General features: G+C 72.7%; 4 protein-coding genes. All 4 read right to left on the reverse strand.

The window, feature by feature from the left end; translation table 11 throughout:
* Window positions 1-146: 146 nt before the first annotated feature.
* From fabD to ACIBNE_RS25250, 4 genes are read right to left on the reverse strand one after another with little or no spacing between them, the layout of a single operon-like run.
* Window positions 147-1,424 carry an ACP S-malonyltransferase gene (gene fabD / locus ACIBNE_RS25235; protein ID WP_399275172.1) on the reverse strand — a complete coding sequence of 426 codons (1,278 nt, stop codon included), beginning with the start codon at window positions 1,422-1,424 and terminating at the stop codon, window positions 147-149.
* Entirely contained in the window at window positions 1,424-2,488 is a 1,065-nt protein-coding gene (locus tag ACIBNE_RS25240) for a ketoacyl-ACP synthase III family protein (RefSeq protein ID WP_399275174.1), read from the reverse strand. Before ACIBNE_RS25240 ends, fabD begins: the two co-directional genes overlap by 1 nt.
* Window positions 2,485-10,863, reverse strand: a complete 8,379-nt coding sequence (locus ACIBNE_RS25245) for a type I polyketide synthase (protein WP_399275176.1) — start codon at window positions 10,861-10,863, stop codon at window positions 2,485-2,487. The genes ACIBNE_RS25240 and ACIBNE_RS25245 overlap by 4 nt, the downstream gene beginning before the upstream one ends.
* Window positions 10,856-15,313 carry a beta-ketoacyl synthase N-terminal-like domain-containing protein gene (locus ACIBNE_RS25250; protein ID WP_399275178.1) on the reverse strand — a complete coding sequence of 1,486 codons (4,458 nt, stop codon included), beginning with the start codon at window positions 15,311-15,313 and terminating at the stop codon, window positions 10,856-10,858. Before ACIBNE_RS25250 ends, ACIBNE_RS25245 begins: the two co-directional genes overlap by 8 nt.
* Between the last annotated feature and the right edge of the window lie 4 nt (window positions 15,314-15,317).

The raw sequence follows: 15,317 nt of genomic DNA on the forward strand, positions 1-15,317 counted from the left end.
GACGACTCCCGGTGACGGTCCACGTGCGGCGGGCCGCGAGGCGGGAGGCCGCAGTACGGACGGCCGGCTTTCGTCCGGACCGCGCTGCGTCTCCATTGGTGCCGCTGGTTCGGGCAGTTGAGGTAGTCCGGGTGGTTCGGCGCTCGTCACGCGAGGGCGCGGATCGCCTCGGCGGTCCGGTCCACGCCGAGGGTCCCGTTCGCGCAGTCGCGCAGCAGGGCCGTCACCCGTTCGTCCTGGTACTCGCGCAAGGGCGCGGGTGGGACCGGGACCTCGGGTGCCGCGGCTCGGGCGACGTCGTCGCGGGTCAGGAGGTGGTCCGCCAGGGCGGCGCAGGAACGGTGCTGGAAGATGACGTCCGGCTTGATCGGAATGCCGAGGACCGTCCCGACCCGACGGGCGAGGCGCACGTAGATGATGGAGTTCAGGCCGAGCTGCCGGAACGAGGCGTCCTCGTCGAAGCCCAGCGCGTCGTCGCCGATCTCCGGCTGGAGGACCTCGCGCTTGATGCGCTCGATCAGGTCTCGGCGCGGGTCGGGCGCGGGCTCTCGTGCGGGCTCGTGCGCAGGCTCGTGCGCGGTGGTGATCCGGTCGATGAGCGAGGTGAGCACCTTCGCTTCGCCCAGTTCCGTGAAGACCGACACGCCCGCGTCCCGCAGGTACCGGACGCAGTCGGTCCAGCGGACGGGCCTGGCGATCTGCTCGGCGAGCAGATCGCGGACTTCCTGGGCATCGGGGCCGAACGGCCTGCCGGTCACGTTGGAGATGACCGGTGTCCGCAGTTCGCCCACGTCGACCGTGTCCAGCAGGTCCCGGAAGCGCGCGGCGGCCGGGGCCATGGCCGGTGCGTGGAAGGGTCCGCTGACGCGGACCGGGACGAAGCCCCTGACACCCTCCACCTTCTCGAAGAGCGGCTTGATCCGCGCCAGTTCCTCGCGGCTGCCGGAGAGCACGAACTGCTCGGGCGCGTTGTAGTTGGCGATGACGACGCCGGTGGCGTCGTGCCGCTTGAGGGTCTCCTCGACGATCCGTTCGCACACGCCGACGACCGCGGCCATCGCACCGCCCTCGACCCGGCCCATCAGTTCCGCGCGGTGTCGCACCAGCGTCAGGCCGGTTTCGAAGTCGAAGGCACCGGCCGCGAGCAGTGCGCTGTACTCGCCGAGGCTGTGGCCCGCGAAGAAGTCCGCGGGCGGCAGGTCCTCCTGCGCCGCCGCCCAGTGCAGCGCGTTGACGACGTAGATCGCGGGCTGCGCGTACCCGGTCTCGGACAGCCGTCGTTCCGGGTTGTGCAGACAGAGCTCTTCGATCGAGTATCCGAGCACCCGGTCGGCGCGGCGACGGAGGTCGGGGAACCTCTCGAACAGGCCTCGCCCCATGCCCTTCTTCTGGGTGCCCTGTCCCGGGAACACGTAGCAGCGCATCAGATCCGCCCGCCCCCGAGGCCGGATCCGGCCGACGGCGTCGGCCGCTCGGGAAGCTCGACGATCCGGACCACGGCGCACGTCCAGGTGAAGCCTGCGCCGACGCCGAGCAGCATGCAGAGGTCGCCGACGTCCACGGCGCGCTCCCGCACGAGGTGGTCGAGTCCGGCGATCTGGTCGCCCGCGCCGAGGTGGCCGACGGTACGGCCCCAGGACCAGGTCGTGAGATCGAGGTCGATGTCGAGTGCGGCGAGGACCTCGCGCTGCAGCACGATGCGTCCGAAGTGCGGAACCACGAACCGGGCGACGTCGCGCAGACGGATGTCCGCGTCGCGCAGGGCTCGGTTGACGCAGTCGCTGAGGCCCGCCCGGAACCGGCGGGTGAACTCGTCGAGCTCCACGTCTCCCAGGTACTGCAGCTTGCGCAGACGCAGGTCGATGGGGAGCGCGGGGTCGTGGTGGGGCGTGAAGGGCGCGTCGCCGCGGTGCAGGCGCTCAAGGGTGGGGTCCGACACCGTGGAGGTGCTCAGCACCCGTGCGAACCCGGACCTCTTGCTGAGCACCATCGCCGAAGCGCCGTCGCCGGGGACGATGCCTATGTCGCTGTTCCAGCGGTCGATCGCCGGTCGGCTGACCTTGTCGGCCGTGGTCACCAGCGCCGCCACGTCGTCGGTGGCCGCGAGGGAGCGCGCCGCGATGTCCAACGCGGTCATGCAGCCGTTGGAGGCGTTCTTGACCTCGAAGGCGAGCGCCGAATGGTCCCCGAGCACTTCGCGGTGGATGTAGGAAGCCGTCGGGTAGAGCTCAAGGCCCTGGAAGTACACGCAGGCGTGCAGCAGCAGCGCGATGTCCTCGGCCCGGTGGCCCGACCTCTCCAGGGCGTCCCTGGCGGCGGCCACCGCCATCTCGGGCGGAGCTTCGTCCGTGGCCTCGCAGATCGATTCCAGCTGCGTATCCTCGGCGTCCTGGGCGTCGAACCGGCCGTCGGCGACGGCTTGTTCGACCTTGGTCGCCGGGGGCAGGCAGGTCGCGGTACCCGCGATGAACAGGGCCTCTGTCTTCACTTCTCGTTCCCTCTCAGGGTGGTGCCGTCGTGGAGCAGGAGCCCGGCGATGGCCTCGGCGGTCGGGTAGTCGAACACCAGCGTGGCGGGCAGCGTGGTGGTCACCCGCTTGGCGAGGCGCTTGCGCAACTGGACCATGGTGAGCGAGTCGATCCCGAGGGAACGCAGCGCTCTGTCGGTCGGCACGCTGTCGGGTCCTGGCAGGCCGAGCACGTCGGCGACTTCGCTGCGGACGAGGTCCAGCAGCAGGGCCGGCCGTTCGGCCTCGGAGGCGTCCGCCAGCCGCGCGTCGAGCGACTGCGCGCTTCCGGCTTCTTCGGTTCGGCGCTCTTCGGTCGTGCGCCGCAGCAGGTAGCGCAGCAGGGGAGGCGCTGGTGCGTCGCCGAGCGCGTGGCGCAGCGATGCCAGTTCCAGGCGTACGGGCATCAGCTGGGCCTCGGGCCGTGCGAGGGCGACGTCCAGGGCGTTCAGTCCGTCGGCCAGGGTCAGGGCGCCGATCCCCTGGCGCCGCAGGCGTCCCAGCTCGGCCTTGCCGAGGTGCGCGGTCATGCCCACTCCGGCCTGTTCCCAGAGCCCGAAGGCGAGGCTGAGTCCTGCCAGCCCCCGCTTGCGCCGGTTCGCGGCCAGGGCGTCCAGCGTCGCGTTCGCCGCGGCGTACCCGCTCTGTCCAGCGGTGCCCAGCGTTCCGGCCGCCGAGGAGAAGAGCACGAACGCGGCCAGGTCGAGCCGCTCGGTCAACTCGTCCAACAGGCGCGCGCCCTGCACCTTGGGTGCCATCACCCGGTGCAGCCGCTCCGCGGTGAAGCCCTCCACCAGGCCGTCGTCGAGCACGCCTGCGAGGTGGAACACGGCCGTGAGGGGATGGCCCGGGTCGATCCCCTCCAGCACCGCGGCCAGTGCGGCCCGGTCCGCGGCGTCGCCCGCGACCAGGTCCACCCGCTCGGCGCCCGCCGCTTCGAGTTCCCGCACGACCGAGTCGGCTTCCGGGGTGCCGCCACCGCGCCGCGACAGCAGCACGAGCCGCCGCGCTCCGTGCGTACGGACCAGGTGTGCGGCGAGCGCGCTGCCGAGTTCACCGAGACCGCCGGTGATCAGCACGGTGCCGTTCGGGTCGAGGGCGCGCGGCAAGGTCAGCACGGTCTTGTGCGCGGCGTTCCGCCGCGCGTGGCGCAGGGCGTGCGGAGCATCGCGTACGTCGAAGGCGGTGAACGACACCGTGTCCCGCTCCGCACCTGAGGCGGACGGATCAGCGGCCGCCCGCGCGAAGGTCAGGGTCTCGGGCATCGGCCTGAGGGCGGCACCGTCCACGCGGATCCGGTTGCCGAGCGCGCCCGCCGCACTGCCCATGACCCGGTCACCCGCGCGTACGGAAGTGACGTCGCCGCCGACCTCCGTGACGGTCCCCGCGAACTCCAGTGCCTGTGCGTGCCCCGGGCTCATCCCGGCGGCGCGCACCTCGACGCGGACTTCCCACGGCGCGACCGGCTCCGGCGCGCCCTCGTCGTGCGTGGCGGCGACGGCCTCCAACTGGTCGTCCTCCCGCTGACGCAGGTGCCAGCCGCCCTCGTCCGGCAGGACGAGCGCGTCGACCTCTTCGACGGTCGGCCTTGCCCGCGGCACGTGGGCGGCCCCACCGCGCAGCACGCACTCCGGCTCGCCGACGGTCGCGATCACGCGCGCCAGGAGCCGGAGGTCCGGGGTGCCGGGATCGAGGTCGATCAGGCGCAGCAGGCGCTCGGGCTGTTCCGTGCGGGCCGTGCGCACCATGCCCCACACTGCGGCATGGGCCCAGTTCCCCACCTGGTCGTCAGGGCTCGACGCCACCGCGTCACGGGTGATCCAGACGAGCTCCGTGTCCTGGAGCCGGGCGTCGCCCAAGCACACCTGAAGCGTCCGCAGCGCTTCGGCGGCACTCCGCTGCGCACCGTGCCACTGGGCGGACGCGTTCTCGGGCAGCGCGAACAGCAGTCGCCGAGGCACGTCCGCCTGGGCATCGAGCCGCTTCACGAGGGCGTCCAAGTCGGGTACGACGTCGGCGCCGAGCCCGGCGCCCCACTCCGCGTCGCCGACCACGAGGGTGCCCGCGGGGTCGTGGGTCTCGGCCACGGGGTGTACGGGTTCGAAGCCGACGCGGTAGAGGTGCTCGGCGAACGGGTGTCCGCGGCGCCTGCCGCGCTGGAACTTCAGCCTGCCGATACGGGCCACCGGGTGGCCCGCCGGGTCGGCCAGCCATACGGTGGCCGGCGCGAGGTCCGCGCCCCCGTCGGACTCGAACGACACCCGCACCGTCAGTTCCCTGCCCGCGGCACGGAACAGCTCGACGTCCGACCAGATGAACGGGACGAGCGGCCCGGGAGCCGCACCCGCCTCCATCAGAGCGGCGACGACGACCTGAAGTGCCGCGTCGAACAGCGCCGGATGCAGGCCGTGACCGGCCGGGTCCAGCGCGTCCGGAAGGGACACCCGTGCGTAGTGGACGCCGTCGCGGCAGGCCAGTTCGCGCAGTCCTCGGAAGGCCGGGCCGTAGTCGAGGCCGTTCGCGAGGGCGCGTCCGTAGAAGGCCTCGATGTCGAGGGCCCGCGCATCGGGCACCGGCCCGTCGCCGACGTCCTGCGGCATCGCGGCGCCGACGTCCGCGCGGGTCACGCACTCTCCGGTCACGTGCTGCCGCCAGCTCAGCGGCTCGTCCGTGTCCGCAGGGTCCTCGGGCTGGCTGTAGAACGCGAAGGGGCGTCGTCCGTGCGCGTCCGGATCGCCGACGGTGGCCTGGATCCGCAGCGCGCGGCCCGGCAGGAGGACGACCGGCTCCAGCAGCGTCAGGTCCGCCACTGCGTCGGCACCCGCGGTCCGGGCGGCGAACAGCGCGGCGTCGACCAGGCCCGCGCCCGGCACGTAGACCTGCCCGCCGACGACGTGATCGGCCAGCCACGGGTGGTCGTCGAGCGTCAGCCGGCCGGTGAACAGGTGACCGCCGCCACCGGCGAGAGTCGTGATCGCGTCGAACCACGGGTGGCCGTCCGCGGACCGACTCGCCGTCACCGCGCCGGGCCCGGCCGGAAGCTCGCCGTGCCAGAAGCGTTGGCGCTGGAACGCGTACGTCGGGACGTCGACCTTGGCGGCGCCACGGGACCCGAGGACCCGCTCCCAGTCCAGTGCGAAGCCCCGCTCGAACAACGAGGCGGCCGCTCGCCAGAGCTGCTCCACGCCGCCCGCGGCGCCTTCGGAGGGCGGGCCGATCTCGACGAACGTTCCGAAGCCTTCGCCGCGCAGCCGCTCCAACGCGCGGTCGAACTCCGTGGGCTCCGGCTCCGGCAGGTCGCGGAACCAGTAGTCCGCGTCCAGCTCCGGGCCCGGCACGACCTCGCCCGTCAGGCGCGATCGGAAGGGGACGGCGGTCCGGGCAGGGACGATCCCCGCCCTCCCGTCGCCGACCGCGTCCCCCGAGCGAGCGCGGGCCCGAAGGACGACGACGCGGGCGCCGTCCTCCAGGCTCAACGCCCCGCTCACCACAGCGGCGGCGACCTCGCCCAGCGCGTCGCCCACCACCGCCGCGGGCTCCACGCCCCAGCTGCGCCACAGCGCCGCGAGTCCGAGGTACGTCGCGAACAGCGTGCAGGGCAGCACATCAGGACCGCTCACGTCCGCCTCGCCGCGCAGCACCTCCAGCACGGACCAGCCCGTCAACGGCGCGAGGACCGCGTCGCACCGCGCCACGGTGTCGCGGAACACCGCGCTCTGCTCCAGCAGTCGGCTCTTCGCCCCTTGCGGCTGCCCGCCCCGGCCGCCGAACACGAAGGCGATCTCCCCCGGCGCCGTACCGGAGCCGGGCTCGACCGCCCGCAGGGCCTCGGCGGCCTCCACGGCGTCGCCCGCGAAGACCACGGCGCGCGCGTCGAAGTGCGTACGGCCGACGGCGGAGGTGTAGGCGACGTCCCGCATCGACGCGCCGGGCCGCGCGTCGAGCCACTCGGCCCAGCGCAGGGCCTGCGCACGCAAGGAGGCCGCGTCGATGCCCGAGATCACCAACGGGTGGACGAGACCGTCGCCCGGCCGGTCCGCGACGGCGGTCTCCGGCGCTTCTTCGATGATGACGTGCGCGTTCGTGCCGCTGATGCCGAACGAGCTGACGCCCGCGCGACGCACCCGCCGGGTCCGCGGCCACCGCCTCGGCTGCCGCAGGAGCTCCAGTTCGCCGCCGGTCCAGTCGATCCGGGTGTTCGGCTTCTCCGCGTGGAGCGTGCGCGGCAGCCACTCGTGCTCAAGCGCCATCACCATCTTGATGACGCCGATGACGCCGGCGGCCGCCTGGGCGTGGCCGATGTTGGACTTGGCCGATCCCAGGTGCAGGGGCCGCACGCGGCCCGAGAACACCGCGGCGAGGGCTCCGGCCTCGATGGGATCGCCGAGCACGGTGCCCGTGGCGTGCGCTTCGACGACGTCGATGTCGGCCGGGGACAGTCCCCCGTCGGCCAGGGCGCCGCGCAGCACGCGCTGCTGCGCGAGGCCGTTCGGCGCGGTGAGCCCCTGGCTGCGGCCGTCCTGGTTCATGGCGGTGCCCCGTACGACGGCCAGCACGCGGTCACCGTCGCGCTGCGCGTCCGAGAGCCGCTTGAGCACCAGGACGCCACAGCCCTCCGCCCAGCTCGTCCCGTCGGCGTCGTCGGCGAAGCTCTTGCAGCGGCCGTCGGCCGCGAGCCCGTTGAGGCGGCTGAACTCGACGAAGATCTGCGGGGTGCTCATCACGGTCACGCCACCGGCGAGCGCCAGGTCGCACTCGCCGCTGCGCAGCGCCTCGCACGCCAGGCGCAGGGCCACGAGCGACGAGCTGCACGCGGTGTCGATGGTGAGCGCGGGCCCGGCCAGGCCGAGCGTGTAGGCCACCCGCCCGGAGATCAGGCTCGAACCGTTGCCGGTGATCTTGTAGCCGTCGCTGCTCCCGACGTCCCAGCGGCGAGCGACGTCGTAGTCCGAACTCATCGCGCCGAGATAGACGCCCGTGTTGCTGCCTTCGAGGGACGCGGTGCGCAGATTGGCCCGCTCCAGCGCCTCCCACACGACTTCCAGAACGAGCCGCTGCTGCGGGTCCAGGGACAGCGCTTCACGGGGGCTGAGCCCGAAGAACGCCGCGTCGAAGTCCTCGACGCCGCGCACGAAGCCGCCCTTGCGCTCGAAGCGCCTGCCGGTGGCGGCGCGCTCCGCCTCCTCGATCGCGTCGAGGTCCCACCCGTCCCAGCGCTGCGGGAACGGGGAGGATGCCTCGCGGCCGTCGACGAGCAGATCCCAGAACGCTTCGGGCGTGTCGACCGCGTCCGGAAGGCGGCAGGCCATGGACACGATCACGACGGGATCGTCGTCGTCGGGCAGCGCGGGCGCCGCGGCGACGGCGGGCGGGACTTCCGGAGCCTCGTGCCGCGCACCGGCGTGCGTCAGCAGCAGGGTCGCGATCGCTCGCGGTGTGGGGTAGTCGAAGGCGAGCACCGTGGGCAGCGGGACCCGTGTCCGTGCGCTGAGCCGGTTCCGCAGCTCGACCACCATGAGGGAGTCGAAACCCTGTTCGCGCAGCGTCGTGTCGGGGCGCACGTCCTCCGCGGGCCGGCCGAGCAGGGCCGCGGCCTCCCCCGTGACGAGCGCGACCATCGAGCCCAGCCGCTCGGGTTCGGGCAGCGCCATCACCTCCTCGCGCCACGAAGCACCGCTGACGACCGGGATCGCGTCGTCGTGCTCGTCCAGCCAGTAGCCGCGGTGTTCGAACGCGTACGTCGGAAGGTCCGCCCCGCGCGCGTCCGGGGTCGAGTACACACGCTGCCACGGGACCGGAACCCCTTGGGCGTGCAGCTCCGCCAGCGCCCGCAGCGCCTGTTCGAGCCCGCCGTGGCCGCGGCGCAAGCTGCCCACCACGACGGCCGCCCCGTCGGCCTCGGTTCCCTGCGCCAGGGCTATCTGGAGCACCGGATGCGGACTCGCCTCGACGAAGACCCCGAACCCGTCCGCCCGCAGGCGTTCCAGCGCGCGATCGAAGCGCACCGGCTCGCGCAGGTTGCGGCACCAGTAGTCCGCGTCCAGCTCAGGCCCTGTCGCCCGCTGACCCGTCACGCTCGAATAGAAGGCGATCCCCGCGTCCGCGGGGGCGAGGTCCGTGAGCTGCTCGCGCAGCGCGGGCAGCAGCGGATCCATGTGCGGGCTGTGCGACGCGTAGTCCACGTCCACGCGCTGGCAGTACGCGCCGGTGGCCTCCATCTGCGCGAGGAAGCGGTCCACCGCGTCGGAGTCCCCGGCCACGACGGTGGACCGCGCGGTGTTCACCACCGCGACGGACAGGGAATCGCCGTACGCCGCCAACTGCTCGACGACCTCGCCCACCGGGCGCTCCACGAGGCCCATCGCCCCGTCCGGCGCGTGCTCGCGCACGGCCCTGGCGCGCAACGCCACGATGCGGGCGCCGTCCGCCAGGCTCAACGCCCCGCTGACGACCGCCGCGGCCACCTCGCCCTGGCTGTGGCCGACGACCGCCTCGGGTTCGATGCCCCAGCCGCGCCACATCGCGGCGAGGCCGACGTACATCGCGAACAGCGCCGGCTGCACCACGTCCGTCCGCGTGAAGGGCGGCGCGAGACCGTCCTGGCCGCGCACGGCCGCGGCGACCGAGAACCCGGTGAGCGGGGCGAGTGCCTCGTCGCAGGCCGTCACGGCCTCGCGGAACGCGTCGTTGTGCTCCCACAGCGTCCGGCCCATCCCCCACCACTGGGCGCCCTGTCCGGGGAAGACGAACGCGACGCGGCCGCGACCGGCGGCCTCGCCCGTCACCACCGCGTCGTGGCTCTCGTCCGCGGCGAGCGCCCGCAGTCCGGCCACCGCCTCGTCCGTCGTCGCGGCGATCACCACGCCGCGCGCGGGGTGCTGCGTGCGGGTCGTCACCAGCGAGTGGGCCACGTCGGAGAGCCTCGCCCCGGGCGACCGCCCGAGGTGGCCCGCCAGCCGTTCGGCGTTGCGCGCGAGCGCGTTCGGGTTCGTGCCGGACACCGCCAGGCAGACCGGACCGCCCGCATCGGGTGCGTCCTGTACCGGGGCGCCCTCGGGCGCCCCGCCGAGGGCGACGTGCGCGTTGGTGCCGCCGTATCCGAAGCTGCTCACTCCCGCGAACCGCGGCCCGGCAGGCCACGCGGCTGCCTCGGTGACCACTTCCAGGCGCTCGGCGGCGAAGTCGATGCGCGGGTTCGGCGTGCGGAAGTGCAGGCTCGGCGGAATGACGCCGTGGTGCACCGCCAGCGCGGCCTTGACGAGCCCGAGCACGCCGGCCGCCGGTTCGAGGTGGCCGAAGTTAGTCTTCACCGAGCCGATGCGCAGCGGCGCGGGCCGGTCGGGCCCGAACACGGCTCCGAGCGCGCCCGCCTCCGTCACGTCGCCCAGGGGCGTGCCCGTGCCGTGCGCCTCGACGTACGACACCGCGCTCGGCGCGACGCCCGCGTTCTCCCACGCCGACCGCAGCACCCGGGTCTGCGCCTCGTGGCCCGGGGCGGTCAGTCCGTCCGTCGCGCCGTCGTTGTTGACGGCACTGCCGTGCACCAGCGCGTAGACGCGGTCGCCGTCGGCGAGCGCGTCGGACAGCCGGCGCAGCACGACCACCGCGCAGCCCTCGCCGCGGGCGTAGCCGTCGCCGTCGCCGTCGAAGGCCCGGCACAGGCCGGCCGGGCTCTGCGTGCCGAGTCTCGTCAGGGCCACCGAGGTGTTCGGATGCAGCATCAGGTTGACGCCGCCTGCGAGCGCGTAGTCCGACTCGCCGGAGCGCAGGCTCTGCACGGCGAGGTGCACCGCGACCAGGGAGGAGCTCGACGCGGTCGCCACGCCCATCGCGGGGCCGCGCAGCCCCAGCGCGTAGGAGATCCGGGACGGGATCACCGAGTTGTCCCAGCCGATGGCCGAGTGGGCGTGGATCGCTTCGGCGGCGCCCTGTGTGAACAGCGGGTACTCCTGCCACATCGCGCCCATGAAGACGCCGGTGCGCGTGCCCGCGAGGCTCGCCGTGGAACGCCGCGCGTCCTCGACCGCGGCGCACGCCACCTCCAGGGCGATCCGCTGCTGCGGGTCCATCTGCCGTGCCTCGGCCGGGGGGATGCCGAAGTGTTCCGCGTCGAATCCCGTGACGTCGTCGAGGAATCCGCCCCGGCGGTTCGCCGCCGAGCCGGACGCCTCCGCTTCGGCCCACGCGTCGGCGTTCCAGCGGTTGGCCGGCACCTGGCGCACCGCGTCGACGCCCTTGAGCAGAGCCTCCCAGAGTGCGGTCGGATCCTCGATCTGTGCAGGCAGTCGGCAACCGATGCCGACGATCGCCACCGGCTCGTGACGGTCGTTCGTCTGGGATGCGGTCTGGTCAGCCACGGGAAACCCCGATCTCCTCGGACGCGTACAGCGCCAGGCATGTCTCTTCGATCGCGGCGAGCGGCCCCGCGTCGTTCAGGATCGTCATGTGGTTCGCGGCGTCGATCTCCACCAGGCGCAGGCCCGGCAGCTCGCGATCCCAGTCCTGCTGGTAGTTGACGTGGTCGAGGGAGAAGGTCTCGCCTTCGACCTGGAAGTAGGGTTCGGCCTCGCCCAGGAAGAGCCCGCGCCGGTTGCGGAAGTACGTGCACACCACGGCTTCCGGCCGAGGCAGCGGCCTGATGGTGTGCTCGCCGAGCCGGTAGGCGAGCTGGATCGCCATGTTGCGCCTGACGAACCGCGCGATCTGGGCGGGCCTCATGGCGAGCCCGCGCTCGGCCGCCAGGTCCGCGAGCCGCCGTACGAACGCGTCCTCGTCCAGGTCCTCCACGACCTCGTCCCGGTGGACGAGACGGGCGCGCAGGACCGCCGGGTCCTTCTCCCCCGCCGGCCAGAGTAAGGAGTTGACGACCTGGAGCGCCGCGCTCCGCGCCGACTGGAACCCGTTCGCGTTCGACTTCGCCAGGCCGGTCTCGTCCGGCGAGTCGACCATCGTCAGCGTGGCCACGTCCTGGCCCTGTGCCTGCAACAGCCGGGTCACCTCGTAGGCGACGATGCCGCCGAGGCAGAATCCGCCGACGTCGTACGGCCCTTCGGGCTGCACCGAGCGGATGGCCTCGGTGTAGTGCTCGGCCATGGCCGTGACGCCCTCGATCGGCGCGTCCTCGGTCAGCAGCCCGCGGGCCTGGATGCCGTAGAACGGGCGGTCGACGCGCTCGGCGATCGTGCGGTAGGACTCGACTCCGGCGAGGGCGCCGTGGATCCAGAAGACCGGCCTGCCCCCGGTCGTGCCGTTGAGGCGCACCAGCTCCGGGGCCGGTCCGCGCATGGAGCGGGCAGCCGTCTCGGACAGCCTCGCGACCACGTCGTTCAACGTGTCGTGCGGCTGCCACCAGTCGGGCTGGAAGCCCGGAAACGCATTGCTGATCCGGCCCAGCATCGCGACCAGGAGCAGGGAGTTGAGACCGTAGTCGGCGAGCGACCTCGTGCCGTCGATCTCGTCGCGCGGCAGGCCCAGCACCGAGGCGACGAGGTCGGCGACGAAGGCTTCGCCGTCCGGGGGCCCGACGCCCGTGTGCGGGGCCTGATCCAGTAGCGGCACCTGCTCGGCGAAACACGTCAGACGTGCGAAGGGGTACCCGGGCAGTGCGACGCGCCTGCGTCGAGCGCCGCGATGCAGCAGGTCCCAGTCGACGGACGTGCCCGCGGCCCAGAGTTCTGACGCCCGGTCGAGCCGCGGCGGCTTCCCGTCGTGCTCGGCGTCGGCGGTGGGATCGACGCCGTCGGCGAACGCCACGTGCGCGAGCGCGTCCGGGTCGCCGTCCAGCCAGCCGCCCAGAACGCGAGCGGCCTCGTCGGTGCTCCGCGCCACGAACGCCAGTCGGCAGCCCATTTCTTCCCGGCCGACCTGCAACGTGTACGCGATGTCCGCCCAGGAGCGCGGATCCGCTTCGGCGAGCCGAGGAATCAGCCGGTGCGCCCGCTCGCGCAGGGCGTCGGCGTTCCGCGCCGAGAGCACGAGGACCTGCGCACCCGGGTCGTCCGCCGTGTTCGCGGCGGCGATGTGCTGCTCCAGCACGACGTGCGCGTTCACCCCGCCGATCCCGAAGCTGTGCATGCTCGCGCGGCGAGGCAGCGGCCGACCGGCGGCGTCGGTGCGCTCGGGCCACGGCAGGTTCCGCTCGGCGATGCGCAGCCGGGTCCCCTTGAGGGAGAGGTCCCGGTGCAGCCGTCCGAAGCCCGGGAGCGCCGGGATCACGCCGTGCCGCATCGCCTGCGCGGTCTTCACCAGCGCGGCCAGGCCGGAGACCACCTCCGTGTGCCCGATGCAGGGCTTCACGTTGCCCAGGTACGTCACGTCGTCGCTGTCGTCCTCGCCGCGGAGTCCGGCGCCGAGCGCCGCCAGTTCCGCGCTGTCCGCAAGCATCGTGCTCATGCCGTGGGTCTCGATGTAGTCCACGGCGCCCGGATCGATCGCGGCGTCGGCGTAGGCGCGCGCGACGGCCGTCTTCATGCCCCTGATGTTCGGTGCGGTGAAGGACACGCCCCTGCCGCCGTGGGCCACGCCGGTGCCGCGCACGACGCAGTGGACGAAGTCCCCGTCCGCCACGGCCCGGCTCAGTGGTTTGACCAGTACGGCGGCGACGCCCTCGCCGCGCGCGGTACCGTCGGCGTCCTGCTGGAACGGCCGGACGTCGCCGCTCGGGCTGAGCATCCCCGCGGCCCGCATCCCGCCGAAGCCGGCGGGCGACATCACCAGGTTCACCCCGCCGACGAGCGCCTGCTCGCACTCGCCGTCGCGGATGGACCGGATCGCCCGGTGCAGGGCCACGAACGAGGACGAGCACGTCGTGTCGCACTGCTCGCTGGGGCCGTTGAGGTCGAGCAGGTACGAGATCCGGTTGGGCACCATCGCGGGCGACGGCAGGCTCATCAGGTCCGTGGCCGCGGGCCGGTACTCGCTCTGCGTCGTGGCGACGAACACGCCCGTGGGCCGCTTCCGCAGCTCGGCCGGCCGATAGCCCGCGTCCTCGACGGCGTTCCACGCCGTCATCAACAACAGGCGCAGTTCCGGCGTCACCTGGCGCGCCTCGGTCATCGACATGCGGAAGAAGAGGGGATCGAATTCGTGCACCCCGTCGAGGAATCCGCCCCGCAGCCCGGCCGCCCCTTCGCCGTGGACCGCCCAGTCCGCACGCTTTTCCGGCGGCTCGGTGATGCGCCGTCCGCCCTGCTCGACGATCCGCCAGAACTCGTCGATGTCGTCGGCCCCGGGGAAGCGTGCGGACATGCCGACGATCGCCATGGCGTCGGGCTCGGCCTCGTCGAGCGCGGGCCCAGGTCGAGGTTGGGGTTGAGATCGAGGTTGTACGGGATCGGGCGCCGGTTCTAGAGGTGCGGGTTCCGGCGGTGCGGGTTCCGGCGGACGTACGTCCCTCAGGTCATCGGCGTATTCGGAGACGATGAACTCGCCCAGCTCGGCGAGGGTGTTGTGCTCGAACAGCACAGTGATGTCGAGGTCGATGCCGAGCGTTCCGCCGAGGGTCCTGGCCACGTTCACCGCGAAGATCGAGTCGAGCCCGTAGTTCGAGAAGGGCTCGCCCCGCCCGATCCTCGTCCGCGGGATGTCCAACGCCTCCGCCAGCACGTCGAGCGCGACTGCCTCGATGTGGGCGCGCAGCCGGTCTGCGGGCTCGCTCCCGGCGCCGTGATCGGCCACCGTCGGCGCCGGGCTCTCGCGCACCGGCGCCACGTGCGGCGCGGACGGGCGCGGTGCGGCCGTCGCCTGCCGTATGACGCCGTCGCTCTCGGCCACGATGATCTGCTGTCCCAGGTCCTCGGCATCCTGTGCGGGCAGGGAGATCGCGCGGAAGCCCTCCTGTGTGAGGACGTGCTGCCAGTTCGCCGTGGAGAGCAGCGGGCTGCCCTGGATGCGCAGGTGCGGGTCCTCGTGGTGCCACCATCCGTCGAGGAGGCCGAACGAGAACTGGCTGAGCAGGTTGTTCGCGGTCAGTTCGTTCAGGACCAGCAGTCCGCCGGGCCTCAGGAGCGCCTTGGCGTTCCGCAGGGTGTTGCGGATGTCCCGGGTGGCGTGCAGGACATTGGCGGCGAGCACGACGTCGTATCCGCCGAGAGTGAGGCCCTGAGCTGCCACCGGGCGCTCGATGTCCAGGATTCCACAGGTCAGCGATGGGTTTGCCGCGCCGAACGAACGCTCCGCGTGGTTCAGGAAGACCCTTGATATGTCGGTGTAGCGATATTCGCGCACCTCCAGCCGCGCGGACCGCAGCGCTTCCAGGACGACGGCGCTCGTGGCACCCGTGCCGGCGCCGATCTCCAGGATCCGCGGGGCGTCCGCCGTCAGGTCCCGTGTCCGCCGTCGCAGCCGCGCCACCAGGTCGGCGGCCAGCACCTGGTTGAAGAACGCTGATGCCGGGTTGGTCGTGTAGGCGTTCTGCACCAGCTCCAGCGATCCCCCGGGGAAGATGACCTCGGTGGCCGGTCGCCGTCCGCTGAGGATGTCGGGGAAGGCGCGCAGGGTGGTCTCCACCAGCAGGTGGGTGGCCGCGAGGTCGGGGTTCTGCTGCCACGCGGGACTTTCCGTCTCCCACTCGCGCCACAGCTGCTCGATCGGCCGGTACCGCCCGGCTTCGTCGAACAGGATCCTGCCGTCCCGACGATCGATGTAGCCGGCCCCCTCGAAGACGCGCAGGCACTCCTCGAACCAGGCGTCGTACCCCGGCGCGAGGCCCGCCGACTCCCGTGCGGCCTGTGGGGTCTGCCCGGACTTGCGGAACGCGCCGAGCGTGGACAGATGGGACCAGAGGAAGTCGAGCAGCAGCTGTTTCATGATC

The organism is Streptomyces sp. NPDC050504 (assembly GCF_044458065.1).
In the GTDB taxonomy this organism is placed as follows: Bacteria; Actinomycetota; Actinomycetes; order Streptomycetales; family Streptomycetaceae; genus Streptomyces.